Genomic DNA, 19,306 nt, shown 5'->3' with positions numbered 1-19,306 from the left:
ATGTGCGTTCAATAAGTTGTGGAATTGTGACTTATTGAACGTTGTACTTGTTCTAAGTGAATCAGAGACATACACTACCTCTAATTCGAGGTAAGTTATGTTGTCTATACTTTCTAAGCATAAACTGATGCAATCCAGATTAGGATTCAAATTAGACCAATTCTATAATGTTTTGGTTAGTCTTATTATTTTGTCTATTTTTATACTCGCGTATAACGCCTTACTGCGCCCGATCAATACATTGCAATATCAAAAAATTCTTCAGTATGCACATCAAGCAAGTCATCCAAGAACGCAGCATTTGGCTCAAGAGGTTCTTAGCCATGCTTCCATCCGCCGCCTTGACTACTTAAAGCTTTTAAATGCATATCAATTTGAATCGAAACGGATTAAGCAATACCCAGCAATGGCAAAAGAAGATGAATGAGTTTTAAACGACTCATTTCTATCAATAAATGAATGGGTTGTCCTGATCGGGAAAACCAAATCAATTTATGCTAGACTGACCATCTTTTTAAAAGCCGCTTTAATCTCAAGGAATCGACATGCAACAGCAATCGAATATGCAAAATAAATTCTTGATCAATGAGGACATCGGTGATGATGATGTCACATTGCCGAGTTTACCTGCTGTCGATGTTCCCATTATTGAGCCTGAAGTACAAAAGGTTGTAGAAACACCAACACCAGCTACTTCGACCGCTGCTGTTGAGGAAGAAGTCAAATCAACAGGCTTTTTTGGTCGTATGAAAGATGGTCTGACTAAAACCCGTCGTAGTTTTACGGATGGCATGGTCAACATTTTGATCGGTGGTAAAGAGATTGACGATGAACTGTTAGAAGAAGTTGAAGAGCAGTTACTGGTCGCAGATATTGGGGTTGATGCAACCAAAACAATTATTGCGAATTTGACTGAACGAACAGCGCGTGGTGATTTGATTTATTCACATGCCTTGTATAAAGCACTGCAAGAAGAGTTGGTGGCCTTGCTTGCGCCACGCGTTAAGCCATTGCATATTGATCCGAATAAATCGCCTTATGTAATTTTAATGGTTGGTGTAAATGGTGTAGGTAAAACCACAACCATTGGTAAACTGGCGAAGCGTTTACAAGGTGAAGGTAAGAAAGTGATGTTGGCTGCGGGTGATACATTCCGTGCAGCAGCTACTGAGCAGTTACAAATTTGGGGTGAGCGTAATGATATCCCAGTTGTTGCTCAAGGCCATGGCGCCGATAGTGCTTCAGTTATTTTTGATGCATTTGAAAGTGCACGTGCTAAAGGGATTGATGTCTTGATTGCCGATACAGCAGGGCGTTTACAGAATAAAGCGAATTTGATGGAAGAGCTGAAAAAAGTAAAACGTGTAATGCAAAAGATTGATGCGACTGCACCACACGAAATTATGTTGATTGTTGATGCGGGTACAGGGCAGAACGCAATTAACCAAGTACAACTTTTTGATGAAGCCGTAGGTTTAACGGGTATTACCATTACCAAGCTTGATGGTACAGCAAAAGGTGGTGTGCTATTTAATATTGCAAGCCGTACACATGTACCAATTCGTTATATTGGTGTGGGTGAGAAGATTGATGATTTGCGTCCTTTCTCGGCAAAATCATTTGTTGCAGCATTATTTGAAACTGATAAGTAATTAAATTATGATAAAAAAACTCCACCAGATGTGGAGTTTTTTTTATTTTGAATAAAGAATAAGACTGTTTCAAAAATAAAACGATCTGTCATATTTTTTAGGCTGTTCCTAAAAAATACATCGTTATACACTACATTCAATCCAAGATAACGCCCTAAGGGCACAAGGTAGGAATAACAACATGAGCAATTTTTTAAATAGCATCAAATCACGCCGTACTATTTATGCCATTGGTAAAAACCTTACGGTTGACCAAGAAAAGGTTGAAGAAACGATTCGTGAGGCTGTTAAACATAGCCCATCATCATTTAATTCCCAAACTTCACGTGTTGTAACTTTGTATGGGAACTCACACGTTAAATTTTGGGAAATCGTACGTGAAACTTTACGTAAAATGATACCAGCAGAAGCGTTTGCGAATACAAGTGCAAAAATTGATAGTTTTGCAGCAGGTTTTGGTACTGCATTATTTTATGAAGATCAAGATGTTGTAAAAGGTCTGCAAGAGCAATTTGCATTGTATGCAGATAACTTCCCGGTTTGGTCTGAACACTCAAGTGCGATTGCTCAGTTCGCGACTTGGACGGCTTTATCTGAAATTGGTGTGGGTGCATCTTTACAGCACTACAACCCAATTATCGATGAAGAAGTTGCTGAAACTTTTGAGATTCCTGCAAACTGGAAATTACGTGCTCAGCTTGTATTTGGTTCTATCGAAGCAGCAGCAGGCGAAAAAACCTATATGGATGATACGGCTCGCTTTAAAACTTTTAACTAAGTTTAAACGAGTATCAAGAAAGGGCACTTTTAGTGCTCTTTTTTTATTGCAATAAAATGATTCCCCGAAGCTTTATAAGCTCCAGAATAAATAGTCTGCTTTCATGCTATAGAAGAATAAACAGAATAAAATGAGGTGCTAGAATAGAGTCGGTCTTCATCGCTGGAAAGTATAGGTTATGATTAAGTGAAATTATCATAAGATTTTGTTTTGTAACATTAAATTTGAATTTTTTGTGCATAAATTATAAAATATACACTTGTCTTTGTTTGTTTTGTATTGAGTGTATATTGTGAAAAAAATATTAATTCTCCTGATAAGTAGCTTAGTTTGTGGTTCTGCATATAGTGCCGATGATTTGTTTAAGAAGCCTCAATCTTTTTTAATTCTGAAAAAAGAAGAGCCTCAATATGAGAAGAGTGGCGATCGTTTTGATTTCTTTGAGTCATTCAAACAACAAGAACAAGACCGTATCAATCAACGCCATTACAACTTAGAAAAACAACATGAAATTCAAGCCAATACTTCGAATATGAGTCCTCATGACAAATCCCAATACCTTTTGGAACATCGACATTTTGATGCTTTGAATGCGTATGGTCAGGAGCAGCAGTTTAACTTAATGCAAAAAGCACGAAATAAAGGTGTAATTTCAGAACAGGACTATCAACAAAAAATTCTGCAGCAACCTTCGTTTCCTTCAGAGCAGAGAAGCAATCAACTTAGACTATCAATCCCGATTGGGGAGTGAGCAGATTGGATATTGTTTTGCAGATGAATATTTGAAAAATATACCCACCCATTCGGTGGGTTTTTTATGATGACACAATTTAGATTAACTGTTTGGTTGGCGTGTTATTAAATAGATATTCGTCCAATCAGACTATGCTTGATTCATCGACAAGAAGTTAAGACAGCCTTGAGTATCATCCAACACATTAAAGGGCAAAAGTGATATAAGGGAGAAGCGGGAGTGATAGATGAAAGCAATATTAGATTTCTTGAAAACGTTAACGGGCAATCAATCAACGCGGAAGAAGGCCAGTACAACGAATCCATCTTTTGATGTGGCAACTGCTTATGATGTTGTTGAGAGTATTGGTGTAGCTACTGATTCGGAAAAATTGACCAGTAGTGTCGGTATAAATCTGATTACAAGCTTTGAAGATTTAAAACTAAATGCTTATGACGATGGTGTAGGCGTCTGGACAATTGGTTTTGGTACGACAATTTACCCAAATGGTCTTAGAGTGAAACGGGGAGATCGTTGCACAGTGGAGCAGGCCAAGTCCTTTTTTCAACAAGACTTGAGGCGCTTCGAGGCAATAGTCAATCAAGCTGTTAACGTTGTAATTAATCAAAATCAATTCGATGCCTTGATATCACTGACATATAATATTGGTCAAAGCGCATTTAAGCGCTCTACACTGCTTAAAAAGCTCAATGCAGAGGACTATGACGGAGCAGCCGATCAGTTCCTTGTCTGGAACCGTGGCGGAGGTAAAATGTTAAGAGGTTTGGTTCGGCGCCGTGAAACAGAGCGGGCACTATTTTTAAAAAAGTAGCTTGAGTGTAGAAACCTGCATTTTCTTTTTTATGATATTAGCATAAGAAAAGTCGTTTAAGGTTTAGATTCGAGCGGTTGTGGCCTGTGGTGTTTCATAGTAAATTACCAAAAGAAATTGACGATAAAAGGATTTATAACATAAAGGTTTTATCATTGTAGAGAATTGCCAAAACACCAGTTCTACATCAATCAATTGTAAAATATTGTTTTTGTTATAATTAAAAATATTGTCATAAAATGGTCACAATCGCGTTGCATAGTGCATACGATTTCATAAAAATGTTTATATCGAGAAGAGTCTAATGTCTTTAAGAGTTGGTGTTGCTGCTGTCGGTTTATTATTAAGTAGTTCAGTTTTTTCAGCAGTTACAATCACTGCACCTGAAGAAATCGTGATTCTTGCTGTAAATGGTCAAGAAGTAAATAATGGTTTGATTCCTTCAAAGAAGAGTACCTATCAGGTTGATCCAGGTGATTTAACCGTTAATGTGCGCTATCGTGAATACTTTGAGCACTTGAGTGGTGAACATGACATCCTTAAATCTGGTGTGGTAACCCTGCAAGCTTCCAACTTAAAAGATAACCAGTCGTATAGTTTAGGGCTTGTAAATGCGCCAAAAAGCTTTGAAGCTGCAAAAAAATATGCAGATCAACCGACGGTTGCTTTATATGATCAAAATAAAAAGCTTGTTGTTCAACAAACAGGTGCAAACAATGAAGCACAACCGTGGTTCTCTGGGAATAATTTGTTAAGTCGTACCTTAGACCTGACACAAAAGAACAAAAACAATACTATAAATCAACCAGCACCTGTTTATGCAGCACAAGCTGCCGTACCTGTAGCAGTAACTAGCACTGCTACAGAAGCAGGAAAAACCACTGATCAACAGCTAGCTGAATTATGGCAAAAAGCGTCTAAAGCTGAACGTCAAAAGTTTATGGCTTGGCTCGCAGGTCAAACGAACTAATTTATAATATGATAAAAAAGCCGATGTCATCATCGGCTTTTTTATTGTTTGGTGGTGAGTACAAGCCTAGTATGTTCGATCTTTGTACTGTTAGTAAAACGTATAAACACCAAAGCGGTGAAGTAGATTCGAACAAAAATGTTAGTTGGAAACCAAAGCTCTTGGCTTGGGAATAAATAAGCAAGTGCTGAGGTCAGGGGAATCAGAAATAAAATCGTGGTAATTGCCGATAAAAGTTGTGGTAGGGCTTTTGCTCACCAATGATAAAATGTATGAAATATAGGTAAAAATACAGAGTAGTAGCTATAGATAACTACATTATGATGACTTTGTAATTGCAATGGTATGACATGATAGCATCAATCAATCGAGATAATGATTAATGCTGTTATCTTAACTATTAAACGATGAAAGCAAGTATCTTGCCCACGGACTTAACTTCTTTTGCTGAGATTGCTTTTGCCATAGCACTATCTCTCATGTCTTATTTTATTTTCTTATGTCAAAATTATCGTAATTTTAGCTATAAGATGTCTGATACAGTATTGAGATACTGCTATGAGGCGGGTTTTAAAGTAAAATTTTATAAGAAAGACTCGAATCTTGGTCAGGCTCATTTTTAGTCAAGCTTGGACCATATTGCTATTGCAGTTGGTACTATGTTTTTAATTATAGATTTAAAATGAAAACGCTTATCAGATTTGATAAACCTGTTATATAAAATATTATCAAATATAAATATTAAGTTGGATTTTATTTTACATTATAGGACTTTTTTTCATGAATTTTGATTTTAAATAGTCTTGGTTTTAATTTTTTTTGATGCCAGATTCGGTTAGTAAAGTATATTAATTCAATAGTTTAAGTTTGTTGTTTGAGTTTTTTTGAAATGGAACTGGCTCTATGCTGTACGAATGTATCAGATGGTTTTATGATCTGGCTTCATTTAACATACTTATAAATATTTAAAATATTGATTCAATTGACGTAAGCTATTCCAAGCTTCTAAATAATGAGAAAATGATTTGAGGGTGATATGTTTTGGATTATATTTTTCATTTTTTTGATTGTGATGTATCTGCTGCTCAAAGCGTATAATACTTTGCAAGCAAAAGCAGAGTTTATTAAATCCAGTCTGTCTAATATTTCTGTATCGTTGCAAAAAAAAGTGAATCTGATTAATCAATTAATTGATGTAGTTAAAAATTATCAAGATGGCGAGCAACTTTTACATCTGACTATTTCTAAAGATGTAACTAAAGCAAATGAAATTGTTTCTGGGCAGCGTGAGTCACAAGTAGCTTTGATGGGAATTCAAGGTTTGGTTCAGCGTTATCCTGATCTTAAAGCAAATGAACAATACCAGAGTCTAATGCAGAGTATAAAGGCTGTTGAGGATGAAATTGGACATCAACGTGAAACATTCAATCATTATGTTCGAGAATATAATACCAAACGTGGTTCCATCCCCACCGTTTTTATTGCGAATGCACTTAAATTTTCTGAAGCACCCTATTTGGATTTTTCAGTTGAAAATACGGAACAACACATTCTAAAAGATTTTCATACCGATAGTGCTGAGCATTTAACAGCACTTTTGGGTTCTGCGAAAACTAGTTTGCTTGATGGTTCCAAAACACTTGCTAATAAAGCGTTAGATACCAGTAAGCGCATCCTCGAGAGTGAGCAAGTCCAGAATTTAAAAGAGAGTGCCGTATCTAAGTATCAGCAAATGATTGATAAGCCGAATCAGTTAGAACAAAATACTGAAGAAGAAGTTAGCGATACAATAGTTACCGAGCAAACTGTACAAGCTCAAATTGACCAGCGTGAAAGTGGTGATGAGATTCAACCATCGAGTAAAGTAGATTAAATTATTTCAAGATCGATCAAATTTAGTTTGGCTTTATTCTAAACTACACTAAATAAAAAAGCTGCCAGATCAACCAGCAGCTTTTTTATGGTGAGGAGGGATTTAGTTGCCGACCCAAATAAAATACCCTAACAGCATTAAAGGCCAGGCGATGTAGGGACTAAATAACCATTTCCATAACCAGAATCTGGGTATAAACCCAACGCCATGCACGAAGCCACCAGAAATTCCAATCATTACCAACATGAGCAAGCTATGATTGTAATGTCCGTTTGCATCCAACATCAGGGATGGGTGTATCAGTAAAATAGCAGCAAGGGGCAATGCCAACAAAAACGAAACGGTCATTGCAAATACTTGCGCTTTACTATTCTTCGGTGTTGTCATTGCTTCAGCCATTTTATTATTCCTCATCTAAATTTTGATGGTGTTCGATATACAGTGCACTGAGTACACCTGCAAAGCACGCCATCAAAATGCCTAGAATCCATGCAAAATACCACATGTTATATCTCCTGATTAATACAAACTATGTGAATTTTCTTCAATATGTTTGTTGGTGATGACACCCCACATTTTGTAATACGACCAAGAGGTGTAGATCAAAATGAGTGGAACGAAGATACATGCAGCAACGGTCATTACACCAAGGGTTTTATGACTAGAAACAGCATCCCACATGGTCAAGCTTGAGGTTGGGTCAATGCTTGATGGTAATAAGAATGGGAATAATGCAAAACCTGCAGTCAGGATTGCACCGACAATCATTAAGCTTGTACCTGTAAAGCTTGCAGCCGCTTTATGTTTGCCTGCACTAATGATGACCAGTAGCGCACCTAAAATTGCAACAATAGGTGCCGCCATCGTAATCGGATAAGTTGCATAGTTATTTAACCAACCATGATTGGCATTGGTCACCACATCTTTCGCCAGTGGGTTAAGCGCAGCATTGGTATTGACCGCAGTGGCATAGCTATAACCGGAGATATTGCCAAAGGCTAACCATGCACCCGCAGCCAAGAAGCACACAAGGAACACGATTGCCATGATCTGTGTAGCTTTGGCAGAACGGTTATGCAAATTGCCATCGGTACGCAGCATCAGCCAAGCACCACCATGTGCACATAACATTGATAGGCTAACAAGACCGCAAATCAGTGCAAACGGATTTAAGAGTGCAAAGAAGCTACCTGTATATTGCGAACGTAACGTGTCGTCTAAGCTAAAGGGTACACCGAGGAACAAGTTACCAAAGGCTACGCCAAACACCAGTGCAGGAACAGCGCCACCGATACATAGTCCCCAGTCCCAAGAAGTACGCCATTGGGTATTCTCTAACTTGGAGCGATAGTCAAATCCGACGGGTCGCAGGAACAGGGCAAATAAAACCAGTAGCAAGGCCCAGTACATTCCGGAGAAAGCAACCGCATAGACCATTGGCCAAGCTGCAAATAAAGCACCACCAGCGGTAATGAACCAAACTTGGTTGCCGTCCCAGTGCGGTGCAATCGTATTGATTGCAGCACGGCGTTCAGAATCAGTTTTACCCACGAATGGCATCAGTGCCATTGAGCCCATATCGAAACCATCGGTGAGGGCAAAGCCAATCAGTAGAACACCGACCAATACCCACCAGATAATTTTTAGGAGTTCATATTCGATCATGACTGAGCCTCCCCAGCTTTTGCTTCTAGTTTTTCGAAGTGATATTTACCAGTATGTAACGAGCTTGGACCTAAACGCGCAAATTTGATCATTAAGTACATTTCGATAATCAGTAGCACGGTATAGAACGCAGCTAATGCAATGATTGAACCCCATACATCGCCTGTACTCACACTTGAAGCAGACAAATGTGTTGGTAAGATTTCACCAATTGACCACGGTTGACGACCACCTTCAGCCACATACCAACCTGTTTGAGCTGCAATCCATGGGAGTGGGAGAGCAAACAAAGCAAATTTGAGTAACCAAGGTTTATCTTCGGCATTACGTTTTGCCACTGACCATGTTGCAAGAAGGAATAGCAATAACATCAGGAAGCCAGAAGCCACCATTGCACGGAATGAGAAGAATAGAGCCGCTACATTTGGAATGGTGTCTTTAGTTGCCGCCTGAATATGTTCTTCAGTTGCATCAACCACATTTGGAGAATATTTTTTCAAGAGTAGGCCATAACCTAAGTCTTTTTGATTTTTCTCAAATGAAGCCAATAAGTCTGGAGAACGGTCGCCCGCACGAAGTTTTTCTAACTCGCTATAAGCCACCATACCGTTACGGATACGCACTTCATGTTCTTTCATCAAGTCGCGTAAACCGGTCACTTCTTTGTCTGTAGAACGCGTTGCAATAATCCCCATCACATAAGGAATCTTAATTGCATAATCGGTGCGCATTTCCTGCTGATTTGGGAGACCAAATAAGGTAAATGCAGCAGGCGCAGGTTCGGTATGCCATTCAGCTTCGATTGCAGCAAGTTTGGTTTTTTGAACATCACCGAGTTCATAACCAGATTCATCACCAAGCAAAATCACAGAAAGTGTTGAAGCTAAACCGAAGATGGCAGCAATTGCGAATGAACGACGCGCAAACGGTAAGTCACGTTTCTTTAGTAGATAGTAGCTTGAGATCGCAAGAACGAAGATCGCACCTGTGACATAACCCGCAGAAACCGTATGCACAAACTTCACCTGAGCAACAGGGTTGAAGATCAATGCACCGAAATCAACCAGTTCCATACGCATGGTTTCGTAGTTAAATGCAGCACCAACTGGGTTTTGCATCCAACCGTTTGCGATCAGAATCCACAAGGCAGACATATTCGAACCAATTGCGACTAACCACGTCACGCCTAAATGTTGGACTTTAGATAGGCGATCCCACCCAAAGAAGAACAAACCGATAAAGGTTGATTCAAGGAAGAAGGCCATCAAACCTTCAATGGCAAGTGGCGCCCCGAAAATATCGCCTACATAGTGGGAATAATAGGCCCAGTTGGTACCAAACTGGAATTCCATGGTTAAACCAGTGGTTACACCTAGGGCAAAGTTAATCCCGAAGAGTTTCCCCCAGAATTTGGTCATGTCTTTATAGATTTCTTTACCAGAAATCACATAGGTGGTTTCCATAATGGCAAGAATAAAAGCCAGACCTAAAGTTAGAGGGACGAAAAGAAAGTGATACATTGCGGTCATTGCAAATTGGAACCGCGAAAGATCGACCACGCTTTCAGAAATCATCAACGTGTCTCCTGAGTTTTGGACATGTCACCAGCAATACGCTCGGCAACTTCATTGTTAAAATCTTTTGGAATCGTTGGCGCATCAAACCAGATGTGTTTAATCACCAAGAGAAGGACAACTTTAATAATAAGAATAATCGTGATTTCTCTGATGAGCCGCCGATTTGGATCTTGAGAACTCGTGTTCATTGAACCCAGCCTCATATTTAAAGAAGATGTAAAACATTATTAAATAAAATTCATTAAAAATAAACCTTTAGGGTTTTAAAATAATAATTATTGATTTAGTTGTTATTTATCAATTATTTATGTTTGTTATTTTAAATATTTTAAAATAAATATTTTATCCAACTAAAATAATAGGAATTAATTTTAAAATCTGATTAAAACAGTTGTATTTGCATTTTTATATCCGATTAAAAAGATATGGTTTATAGTGAATTAAAAAAATGTTAAACCAACTAAAATGGTATGAATATAAAATTTATAATATATACAGTGGGTTATAAATTTACTTTCACGATTAAATAATTTTTAGAATGAAGTCATGGTAAAACCTAGTGTATAGCTAAAGATTATTTTAAAAAATGTGATGGATTTCACTGTCGTGCTTTTGGTGCCAGTGAGATCATAAAAACCAGAAGAAGGGAAGAGCCTAATTCAAAACTTTTACCCCATACATTTGTAACAAAATGTAATTTTCTGGGTTTTTAATGCAGAAAAGAGCTTTTTGAGTGAAAATTTAGTCTGGTGTAAACAGATTATTTGAAAGCGAGATTTTCTTTGCGAGATAATGTGAGTTCGATTTTTGACTAATCAACAACACTTGTGATTGTAATTCGAGCTCGCCGTATTCTGGCTCGACTTGTACATAATACAGCTGTCCAAACTCATCACGGACACGTGCTTGTGCTGAAAATCCTGGACGTGCATTGCCAGTCGAAATAGTGGCTAAACGGCCAACCAAATTAGTATGGGTATGAATGACTTTAGGCTTAATTACCTGATCCAGGCAATGAATCATAAATACGGTAAAGAAAATATCGATGATTAAAGCAGGAACAAATAAATAATAAGGTGAAATGAAATAGTGTTGTAAAGCAAAGAATGAGAGCTCTAAAAAATAACCCGCAAAACTAAAGTTGATTAATAGGAATACAAAGATGAGATATTTAGAAAATTTGACGTCAAGCAACGGAGAATTAAGTAACCATTCAGGCGTCAGCTTTTTCACCAAATGGCTGGGCCGTAAACCAATCACAATTCCGATGGTTTCTGCAATGCTGAGCACAATTAAAGCCACAACACTCATATGAAATGGCATAAGGTAATAATTGAGGAAAAATTCAGTCATTGCAGAATTCATGATCTAGGTGTTAATCAATATAGATACCACCATCTGAGTGGACTTCCAAATTTACTTTTTCAAGAAATTCACCCAAACATGGTCCAGAAATACATTCGCCTGTTTCGACTGAAAACAGCGCGCCGTGAGTAGAGCACTGAATGTATTCTCGGTCTTGGTCTAAGAATTGATTTTCTAAATATTCAAGTTCAGTTTGCAAATGTGGGCAAACATTCTGATAGGCATAGAAGTTGCCATCTTTTTGAGTAATGAAAATCGTGGTTCCTTTCATGGTGTCGTATGCACGAGACTCACGTTCAGGGACTTCCTCGGTCATGCAAATCTTTTCCATATTACGCACATTCCTGCTGAGCTTTTTGGAATTGTTCGAAAAGTTTAGCGTAGTTCTCTACACTTAAACGTGGTCCATACTGAGCAACGACCTCGCTTGAGATCAAAATAGCAAGTTGTGCCGCAGCTTCCAAGCTTAAACCTGCATTCATTGCATATAAGAATGCACCTGAAAATGCATCACCTGCGCCATTGGTGTCGACTGCTTCAACAGCACGGCCATTAACGTGGAAGTGGTGTGCACCATCTACAATTACAGCACCTTTAGCGCCTTGCGTAATGACCACTTGTTTGTTTTTTAAGCTTAGACGTGCAATCGAAGCTTCAAGGTTATCTGTTTCAGTAAACATCAACGCTTCTTGTTCATTACAGAATAACAAGTCAACACCGTCATCTAGAAGTTCTTCCAGACCTTGCCGTGCATATTGCACCATGGCTGGGTCAGACAGCGATAAGGCAATTTTTACACCCTGTGCTTTTGCAAGTTCACGTGCTTGTTTAACCGCAACACGTGCGGTATCGCTAGTTGATAAATAACCTTCGATATACAGCCATTTTGCAGTTTTAAGCGGCTCAAGATCAATCTGTTCAGTCGATAATTCAGCAGTAATACCGAGGTAAGTTTGCATGGTGCGTTCTGAATCTGGACTGATCAGAACCATACAGGTGCCTGTTACACCTTCACTAATCGATTGAGTTGTGGTGCTGATGCCTGCTTCGTTTAAGCCGTCTAGGTAAATTCTACCAAGTTCATCATTACCCACGCGACAGCCATAAAATGCAGTACCACCCAATGCACTAAAAGCAACGGTAGTATTGGCTGCTGAACCGCCGCTGGCCTGGCCTTTATAAGTTTGAGTTGCTTGTAATTTTTGATATAGATTTGCCTGTGTTTCACCATCGGCCAACTGCATCGTGCCTTTTTGCAACGCCTGTTGCGTTAAAAACTCATTTGAAACCTTAAATTCTTGGTCAATGAGTGCATTACCAATTGCAAAAAGATCAACAGTTGCCATGTTTGTCATCACAGTAAAAATCAAAAAGTAAAGTTTACACGAATGCTACGGATTACAGTAGGTTGTTGAAGAAAATTCAGCAAACCGTTGCACAATCTTGAAATGAGGTAATGTCGCGGAGCAATATCTAATTAAAATTAAAAGAAGTCTGGAATTCTTACGCAAATTGATATTCTGATTCGATATTCACAATTTAAGATATGCCGCTTCAAGTTCCATCTAGTGTAGCGCTGTAAAAGCGCTGGCATGTGTTTATTCGATTGGAACGAACAATAGCACAGATTTATTTTTGGTGTGATGAACTGATTCACGGATACGATATAGATGGCTCATTTTTATCACAGTCGGGGAATCGGCCTTTGTGCTAGTGCGCAGTAATTTCTATAAAATTTGCTAAAACACTGTTTGGGCTTGGGCGCTGCTTTTTTCTACAAAAATAGAGTAATTTACATGGATATCGATACGTATTCTTCGGTAGACTCTCTATAATCAATTGTAATGAATTTAATAGAGACAAATTGGAGATCACATGACTGTAGATGTTACTGAAAGCATTACCCAAACAACTCATCCCGCGTTTCAGCTATTACGTCAACACCATGTAGAAGCACTCGATATTCAAGTTTTAGAATATAAGCACAAAGTGACTGGTGCAGTTCACTACCACTTAGCCACAAGCCATGACGAAAATGTGTTCTTGGTGGCTTTTAGAACCCAACCTATGGATTCAAAAGGAACTGCACATATTTTAGAGCACACGGCGCTATGTGGTTCTGAAAAGTTCCCGGTACGTGATCCCTTCTTTTTAATGATTCGTCGTTCTTTAAATACGTTTATGAATGCTTTTACGGCAGCAGACTGGACGGCGTATCCATTTGCAACGCAGAATAAAAAAGACTTTCAGAACCTATTGTCGGTGTATCTAGATGCCGCTTTTGCCGCAAATTTGAATCCTCTGGATTTTGCGCAAGAAGGTATTCGTATTGAACTGGAAAACGATCAAGCCGTTTACAAAGGGGTGGTGTTCAATGAAATGAAGGGCGCGATGAGCTCCCCAACAGATCAGTTGTATCACCAGTTGGCGCATCATTTATTCCCTGAGACGACCTATCACTATAATTCTGGTGGCGATCCAAAAGACATTCCTGATTTAAGTTATGAACAACTCGTCGACTTTTATAAAACCCATTATCATCCAAGTAATGCGGTGTTTATGACTTTCGGTAATCAGAGTGCTTATGATCTGCAAGAGCAATTTGAAAGATTAGCTCTACATAAATTCTCACAAGGTACAACCTTGTACTCAACGCCAGAAAAGCGTTTGACAGCACCCGTGGAAGTGACGGAAAGCTATGCAGTGGATAGCGAAGACCTAAAAGATAAAACCTATCATGTGATGTCTTGGTTATTGCCAGAAACCAGTGATATTAAACTACGCTTAGGTATGCGTCTGGTTGAAGGTATTTTATTGGAAAACTCTGCTTCACCTTTACGCCAGTATTTAGAAACCTGTGGTTATGCACAATCAACAGGCCCACTGATGGGGGTTGATGACAGCAACTTTGAAATGACTTTCTATTGTGGTGTACAAGGTTCAAATGCAGAACATGCCGATACCTTTAAACAAGGTGTTTTAAGCATTTTAACAGACGTTGCAGCTAAACCAGTTGATACCGATCTGGTGGATGCGATTCTTCATCAGATCGAATTGCATCAACGTGAAATTAATGGTGATGGTACACCGTATGGTCTGAGCCTGATCTTGAACGGTTTAGGCAGTGCCATCCATCATAATGATCCAATTCATGTTTGGGATGTTGACTCTGCGATTGAGCAAGTTAAAGAAGAACTCAAAGACCCAATGTGGTTGTCCAATTTAATTCAAACACATTTATTGGATAACCCGCATCGTGTGCAAATGACTTTGGTGCCAGATGCAACCAAATCAGTCAAAGAACAGCAAGCTGAGCAGGCGCGTTTGGCTGAGATTACCGCCAATTTGACTGAGCTTCAGAAAGTTGAAATTCAGGAAAAAACAGAAGCTTTGAAAAAGCGTCAAGATACGCCAGACGATCTTGAGTTGTTACCAAAAGTCGGTTTGGAAGATATCCCTGCAGAATTGCAGATTGTACAAGGGCAATTGCGCGAAATTATCTGCAATGGTTTAGATACGCCGTTGAATCTTTATCATGCGGGTACCAATGGGATTTACTATCAACAGGTGCTGATTCAGATTCCTGATGAAATCGTACAATCGCCTTACTTTAATTTGCTTTCAATTCTGATGGGCGAAGTAGGTGCTGGTGAATACGACTATCTTCAATTGCAACAAATCCAAACGGCTGTCAGCGGTGGTCTGGGTATGGGAGCATCTTTACGCAGTAAGGTGGATGATAAAGACCGTATCAGTGCATGGTTAACCTTAACAACGAAATCTTTGACACAAAAGTTGGATGCAATTCAACTGCTTAAACTTGCTTTTGAGCAGCTTCGTTTTGATGAAAAAGATCGTATTATCGAGTTGTTACAACAACGTAAGACCCGTTGGCAGTCACGTTTATCCGGTTCTGGTCATAGCTATGCCATGCAGGCTGCATCTCGTCAAATGAGTGCATTGGCTCGCCGTGATTATCATAATACAGGTTTAGGTGCGCTAAATTGGCTTACAGACTTGGTGAACAAGATTGATCAAGATGATACAGCTTATCAAGCATTGATTACTGAATTACAGGCGATTCACCGCAAGTTAATGCAAGCGCCAAAACAGTTCTTGTTGGTGTGTGAAGAGCATCAATCGGATCGTTTGGTTGAAGAAGTCCAAAATGTCTGGGATAAGTTAGCAGTTGATCAAGCTCCTGTGACTTTGACACAAGTGGATCAAGTCAATACCAATGACGATGAAGCATGGTTGATTCAGGCCAATGTTCAATTCTGTTCTTCTGCTTATCAAGCGGTTGATGTTGCACATCCAGATGCAGCTCCCTTGATGGTATTGGCGGCTTACTTGCGTAATGGTTTTTTACATAGTGCCATTCGTGAAAAAGGTGGTGCTTATGGTGGTGGCGCAAGTTATGATGGAAATGCGTGTTCATTCCGTTTCTACAGCTACCGTGATCCACGTTTAGCGGAAACATTTAATGATTTTGAAGCCAGTGTACAGTGGTTATTAAATACTGAACAACAACCACATCAATTAGAAGAAGCAATTCTTGGTTTGGTTGCAAGTATGGATAAGCCAGGTTCACCGGCAGGGGAAGCAATTACCGCATGTTATGCATTGTTGCATTCACGCACGCCGAAATTCCGTAAAATTTTGCGTGAACGTTTATTGAACGTCAACCTAGAGGATATACAGCGTGTGGCGAAGCAATATTTATTGGCTCAAAAACCTGTAAAAGCAGTGGTTGCGCCATTTGCGAAACGTGAAGAATTGCAGAAACTTGGATTTAATATCCAGCAAGTTAATTAATAAAATAAAAATCGGAGAAATGTATGGCGTTCAAGTCTTTTGAACGTAGTCATTTGGAGCTGAGTATCCTCGCGATACTCGGCTCTTTAACGACAGCGTTAGCACATGCGCAATCAACAGCACCAACAAGTCCAGCCACCGTAGATGCGTGTGTAGCTCTGGCAGCAAATGCTGAACGTTTGGCTTGTTATGATAGTCTTTTTAAAGCACCGACCATTATCCCAACACAAGTGCAGACGGATGCTGCACCTATGCTTGCAGCAGCGATGCCTGCGGCTGAAGCAAATGAAAAAGCCAAGCCTGAGTCTTTTAAAGATAAAGTGGTGCAAAAGGTCAGTGATTTAAATATTTTAGGGGCAGCACCTAAATTTGATCCGAATGTGTCTTTGTTAGATCGTCGTTGGGAGCTTTCAGAGGAGAGTAAACTGGGTGTCTGGAATATCCGTGCGTATCAACCAGTTTACTTGCTGCCAGTATTTTGGACTAGCGATAAAAATGAGTTTCCAAGTAGTCCAAATCCTGAAAACACGGTAAAACAAAAGCAGGATCTCACCTCAAGTGAGGCTAAATTTCAGCTTTCGTTTAAGACCAAAGCTTGGGAAAATATCTTTGGTGACAATGGTGATCTTTGGTTGGGTTATACTCAGTCTTCACGTTGGCAGGTGTATAATTCGAAAGAATCTCGCCCGTTCCGTGAGACTAATTATGAGCCTGAAGCAAGTTTGATGTTTAGAACCAATTATGAAATTTTAGGTCTGAATGCACGTTTGCTTGGTGTGACATTGAACCATCAATCTAATGGACGTTCAGATCCACTCTCTCGTAGCTGGAACCGAGTGATTTTTAATCTAGGCTTCGAGAAAGATAATTTTGCCTTGATGGTTCGCCCTTGGTACCGCATAGAGGAAGAAGCCAAAGATGATAATAATCCAGATATTAAGGATTATATTGGTCGTGGTGATTTAACTGCATTCTATCGTAAAGGTGATAACGACTTTTCCTTGATGCTGCGCCATTCATTAAAAGGTGGCGATCGTTCGCATGGTGCAGTGCAGTTTGACTGGGCTTTTCCTATTAAAGATAAATTGCGTGGTCATTTACAAATATTTGATGGCTATGGCGAAAGTCTGATTGATTATAACCACCGAGCAACCTATGTCGGCTTAGGTGTCTCATTAATGAATTGGTACTAAATGAGTTTAAATATTCCAGAACCTTTATTACAGCTTGAAGCAAATTGTGGGGTATTTGCAACGTGGTTAATCTTAAAGCAATATCATAGCCATATTGATATTGCTGACCTGATCCAACTATGTCGCCATGATCGAAAAGAGGGAACCTTTACCATTGCTTTGGCTGTGGCGTTGAAAAGACTGGGCTTTAATGTGTCTTTTTATACAGATCCCGATCCCTATATTGATGAAAATGAAAAGCAGAGTTATCTCGATGCACAAGCTTTGCAGATTCCGGTGAATGCTGCTTTAGGTTATGCCGGAATTCAGCAGGCTTTTGAAGAGGGTAACTTTGTTATTGTGTTTTATGACACTTTACAGGGCATTGGAAACCAATCTCTGATTTATTCAATTGATAAACAGGAGATTAGTTTCTGTGATCATTTTGATGTGATGTCTAAAGCCCAGTTTGAGCAGCAACGCCAAGCCGAAGGTATTTGTCGACAAGCGATAGTGATTGAGCAACCGCTAGATCATCATCCGATTTGAATATTGGCATTGGCATGTTTTAAGCGACTCTTTTTGGGGGTCGCAATTAAATAGGCCAGTGTCAGTGGTCCTAATCGACCTGTAAACATTAGTAGGCTCAGGACAAATAAGCTACCGTCATGCAGTTGGCCTGTTACGCCACGTGACAGGCCAACTGTACAGGCAGCAGACACCACTTCAAACATCAGATCGAGTACATCGAGCTTGGGTTCAAGCAGAAAAAGAATAAAGCAACCTACAAAGACCAACATACCGGTAATCGCTGCAACAGCAAGTGCTTTATATGTCGTTTCTTGAGAGACGGAGTGATTAAAAATACGAATTTCTTCATTGCGCCTTAAAAAAGAAATTACACACAGCAATAAAATGACGAAAGTACCAACCTTAATCCCGCCAGCAGTACTGAGAGATCCACCACCAATAAACATCAAAAGCATGGTCAGTAAGGCAGTACTGTGTTCCATCGAACCAGTGTCGATGGTATTAAATCCTGAAGAGCGTGGTACGGTGGCTTGAAACCAGGCATTCATTGCCTGTTCGCCTAAACTCATTGAGCCGAGTGTGAGAGGGTTGTTTGACTCCAAAAGCCAGATCAGTACAAAAGCAACCAGATTTAAAATTGCGATAGTACTCAGGATTAATTTACTGTTTGGTGTCAGTTTGCTCCAACGCTTATTTTGTTTTACATCGATCAAGACTAAAAAGCCAATCCCGCCCAATGTGTATAGAATGCTGATGGTTAAACAAATCAGATAATGACTTTGAAAGCTGATGAGGCTGTTTTCAAATAATGAAAACCCAGCGTTATTGAAGGCCGAGACACTATAAAAGACGGCATAGTACAATCCTCGAGCAAAACCATAGATAGGGGCAAAGGAGGCGGTCAGAATAATGACCCCAATCAGTTCAAAGAACAGGGTATAGAGTACTACGCCTTTGGCAACAAAAGTAACTTTAGACAGGCTGGTTTGTCCTAGGCTATCTTGGGCCATCATTTGCTGTTTCAGACCCAATTTGGGGGCTAAACTTAGTGCAGCTAAAATGGCAAAGGTCATAAAGCCCAAGCCACCCGACTGAATCAGTAATAAAATAATGAATTGTCCAAAATGATTGAAAGAATCATTCAGGTTTACTACGGATAAACCAGTAATAGTTACAGCTGAAGTAGCTGTAAACAGAGCATCCATCCAGCTGACATTGCCTTTATTTGCGATGGGAAGTTTAAGTAAAATTGTACCAATAATAATAAAACTCAAAAAACCAATCGCGAGCAAAGAAGGTGGGCTTAGGTTAAATGTCTTCTGGGGGTTTATTTTAAATGCCAT

General features: G+C 39.4%; 19 protein-coding genes. 10 read left to right on the top strand and 9 right to left on the bottom strand.

Annotated features, from left to right (window positions below):
* Positions 1-97 precede the first annotated feature (97 nt).
* The 7 genes from F895_RS08265 to F895_RS08300 all read left to right on the top strand — a co-directional run bounded on the left by F895_RS08265 (position 98) and on the right by F895_RS08300 (position 6,838).
* Positions 98-427: a hypothetical protein gene (locus tag F895_RS08265; protein ID WP_005241828.1), complete on the top strand. Its 330-nt coding sequence runs from the start codon at positions 98-100 to the stop codon at positions 425-427.
* Between the two features lie 118 nt (positions 428-545).
* Positions 546-1,652, top strand: coding sequence for a signal recognition particle-docking protein FtsY (gene ftsY, locus F895_RS08270; RefSeq protein WP_005241826.1), 1,107 nt, complete (start codon positions 546-548; stop codon positions 1,650-1,652).
* Between the two features lie 181 nt (positions 1,653-1,833).
* Positions 1,834-2,430 (top strand): nitroreductase family protein, encoded by a 597-nt coding sequence (locus F895_RS08275; RefSeq protein ID WP_005241824.1) that lies wholly within the window; start codon positions 1,834-1,836, stop codon positions 2,428-2,430.
* 292 nt (positions 2,431-2,722) lie between these two features.
* Positions 2,723-3,181, top strand: coding sequence for a hypothetical protein (locus tag F895_RS08280; RefSeq protein ID WP_005241822.1), 459 nt, complete (start codon positions 2,723-2,725; stop codon positions 3,179-3,181).
* 229 nt (positions 3,182-3,410) lie between these two features.
* Positions 3,411-3,995: a lysozyme gene (locus tag F895_RS08285; protein WP_005241820.1), complete on the top strand. Its 585-nt coding sequence runs from the start codon at positions 3,411-3,413 to the stop codon at positions 3,993-3,995.
* A gap of 304 nt (positions 3,996-4,299) precedes the next feature.
* Positions 4,300-4,965: a YccT family protein gene (locus F895_RS08290; RefSeq protein ID WP_005241818.1), complete on the top strand. Its 666-nt coding sequence runs from the start codon at positions 4,300-4,302 to the stop codon at positions 4,963-4,965.
* 1,036 nt (positions 4,966-6,001) lie between these two features.
* Entirely contained in the window at positions 6,002-6,838 is an 837-nt protein-coding gene (locus tag F895_RS08300; RefSeq protein ID WP_005241814.1) for a LemA family protein, read from the top strand.
* Between the two features lie 102 nt (positions 6,839-6,940).
* Here the strand turns inward: F895_RS08300 and F895_RS08305 are convergent, their stop codons facing one another.
* The 8 genes from F895_RS08305 to F895_RS08340 form a co-directional block, all read right to left on the bottom strand.
* Positions 6,941-7,237: a cyd operon YbgE family protein gene (locus tag F895_RS08305; protein ID WP_005241811.1), complete on the bottom strand. Its 297-nt coding sequence runs from the start codon at positions 7,235-7,237 to the stop codon at positions 6,941-6,943.
* Positions 7,238-7,241: 4 nt separating this feature from the next.
* Positions 7,242-7,343, bottom strand: a complete 102-nt coding sequence (gene cydX / locus F895_RS19515; RefSeq protein ID WP_000270276.1) for a cytochrome bd-I oxidase subunit CydX — start codon at positions 7,341-7,343, stop codon at positions 7,242-7,244.
* 14 nt (positions 7,344-7,357) lie between these two features.
* Entirely contained in the window at positions 7,358-8,503 is a 1,146-nt protein-coding gene (gene cydB, locus F895_RS08315; protein WP_005241809.1) for a cytochrome d ubiquinol oxidase subunit II, read from the bottom strand.
* The gene (locus F895_RS08320; protein WP_005241807.1) at positions 8,500-10,077 is read right to left on the bottom strand and encodes a cytochrome ubiquinol oxidase subunit I; all 1,578 of its coding nucleotides are present in this window, start codon (positions 10,075-10,077) and stop codon (positions 8,500-8,502) included. The genes cydB and F895_RS08320 overlap by 4 nt, the downstream gene beginning before the upstream one ends.
* Entirely contained in the window at positions 10,077-10,268 is a 192-nt protein-coding gene (cydP, locus tag F895_RS08325) for a cytochrome oxidase putative small subunit CydP (protein ID WP_004806751.1), read from the bottom strand. Before cydP ends, F895_RS08320 begins: the two co-directional genes overlap by 1 nt.
* Positions 10,269-10,821: 553 nt before the next feature.
* Entirely contained in the window at positions 10,822-11,433 is a 612-nt protein-coding gene (locus F895_RS08330) for an OB-fold-containig protein (RefSeq protein ID WP_010590023.1), read from the bottom strand.
* 22 nt (positions 11,434-11,455) lie between these two features.
* Complete coding sequence (locus F895_RS08335) at positions 11,456-11,761, bottom strand: Rieske (2Fe-2S) protein (RefSeq protein WP_010590022.1); 306 nt, start codon at positions 11,759-11,761, stop codon at positions 11,456-11,458.
* A 16-nt stretch (positions 11,762-11,777) separates the two neighbouring features.
* Positions 11,778-12,791 carry an adenosine kinase gene (locus tag F895_RS08340; RefSeq protein ID WP_005241792.1) on the bottom strand — a complete coding sequence of 338 codons (1,014 nt, stop codon included), beginning with the start codon at positions 12,789-12,791 and terminating at the stop codon, positions 11,778-11,780.
* Between the two features lie 529 nt (positions 12,792-13,320).
* On the opposite strand from F895_RS08340, the gene F895_RS08345 reads away from it, so the two are divergent.
* Genes F895_RS08345 through F895_RS08355 form a run of 3 tightly spaced genes read left to right on the top strand, consistent with a single transcriptional unit; the run spans position 13,321 to position 17,981 of the window.
* Positions 13,321-16,260, top strand: a complete 2,940-nt coding sequence (locus F895_RS08345) for an insulinase family protein (protein ID WP_005241785.1) — start codon at positions 13,321-13,323, stop codon at positions 16,258-16,260.
* A gap of 23 nt (positions 16,261-16,283) precedes the next feature.
* Positions 16,284-17,453 carry a phospholipase A gene (locus F895_RS08350; protein ID WP_005241783.1) on the top strand — a complete coding sequence of 390 codons (1,170 nt, stop codon included), beginning with the start codon at positions 16,284-16,286 and terminating at the stop codon, positions 17,451-17,453.
* Entirely contained in the window at positions 17,454-17,981 is a 528-nt protein-coding gene (locus F895_RS08355) for a cysteine peptidase family C39 domain-containing protein (RefSeq protein ID WP_005241781.1), read from the top strand.
* Here F895_RS08355 and F895_RS08360 read toward each other — a convergent pair.
* Positions 17,969-19,306, bottom strand: a complete 1,338-nt coding sequence (locus F895_RS08360) for a TrkH family potassium uptake protein (RefSeq protein ID WP_005241775.1) — start codon at positions 19,304-19,306, stop codon at positions 17,969-17,971. The two genes, F895_RS08355 and F895_RS08360, sit on opposite strands and share 13 nt — an antisense overlap.

The sequence above is a fragment of the Acinetobacter sp. CIP 64.2 genome (assembly GCF_000369645.1).
Classification (GTDB): domain Bacteria; phylum Pseudomonadota; class Gammaproteobacteria; order Pseudomonadales; family Moraxellaceae; genus Acinetobacter.
The sequence above is the reverse complement of the archived record's forward strand: the minus strand, read 5'-3'. Positions and strand labels throughout refer to the sequence as shown.

Excerpts from the sequence above, each read along its gene's own strand:
- F895_RS08360 (WP_005241775.1), bottom strand. The coding sequence starts at position 19,306 with ATGGCATTTAAAATAAACCCCCAGAAGACATTTAACCTAAGCCCACCT.
- F895_RS08265 (WP_005241828.1), top strand. The coding sequence starts at position 98 with ATGTTGTCTATACTTTCTAAGCATAAACTGATGCAATCCAGATTAGGA.
- F895_RS08275 (WP_005241824.1), top strand. The coding sequence starts at position 1,834 with ATGAGCAATTTTTTAAATAGCATCAAATCACGCCGTACTATTTATGCC.
- F895_RS08345 (WP_005241785.1), top strand. The coding sequence starts at position 13,321 with ATGACTGTAGATGTTACTGAAAGCATTACCCAAACAACTCATCCCGCG.
- F895_RS08340 (WP_005241792.1), bottom strand. The coding sequence starts at position 12,791 with ATGGCAACTGTTGATCTTTTTGCAATTGGTAATGCACTCATTGACCAA.
- F895_RS08285 (WP_005241820.1), top strand. The coding sequence starts at position 3,411 with ATGAAAGCAATATTAGATTTCTTGAAAACGTTAACGGGCAATCAATCA.
- cydX (WP_000270276.1), bottom strand. The coding sequence starts at position 7,343 with ATGTGGTATTTTGCATGGATTCTAGGCATTTTGATGGCGTGCTTTGCA.
- F895_RS08300 (WP_005241814.1), top strand. The coding sequence starts at position 6,002 with ATGTTTTGGATTATATTTTTCATTTTTTTGATTGTGATGTATCTGCTG.
- F895_RS08290 (WP_005241818.1), top strand. The coding sequence starts at position 4,300 with ATGTCTTTAAGAGTTGGTGTTGCTGCTGTCGGTTTATTATTAAGTAGT.
- F895_RS08305 (WP_005241811.1), bottom strand. The coding sequence starts at position 7,237 with ATGGCTGAAGCAATGACAACACCGAAGAATAGTAAAGCGCAAGTATTT.
- F895_RS08320 (WP_005241807.1), bottom strand. The coding sequence starts at position 10,077 with ATGATTTCTGAAAGCGTGGTCGATCTTTCGCGGTTCCAATTTGCAATG.
- cydP (WP_004806751.1), bottom strand. The coding sequence starts at position 10,268 with ATGAACACGAGTTCTCAAGATCCAAATCGGCGGCTCATCAGAGAAATC.
- ftsY (WP_005241826.1), top strand. The coding sequence starts at position 546 with ATGCAACAGCAATCGAATATGCAAAATAAATTCTTGATCAATGAGGAC.
- F895_RS08335 (WP_010590022.1), bottom strand. The coding sequence starts at position 11,761 with ATGACCGAGGAAGTCCCTGAACGTGAGTCTCGTGCATACGACACCATG.
- F895_RS08330 (WP_010590023.1), bottom strand. The coding sequence starts at position 11,433 with ATGACTGAATTTTTCCTCAATTATTACCTTATGCCATTTCATATGAGT.
- F895_RS08355 (WP_005241781.1), top strand. The coding sequence starts at position 17,454 with ATGAGTTTAAATATTCCAGAACCTTTATTACAGCTTGAAGCAAATTGT.
- cydB (WP_005241809.1), bottom strand. The coding sequence starts at position 8,503 with ATGATCGAATATGAACTCCTAAAAATTATCTGGTGGGTATTGGTCGGT.
- F895_RS08350 (WP_005241783.1), top strand. The coding sequence starts at position 16,284 with ATGGCGTTCAAGTCTTTTGAACGTAGTCATTTGGAGCTGAGTATCCTC.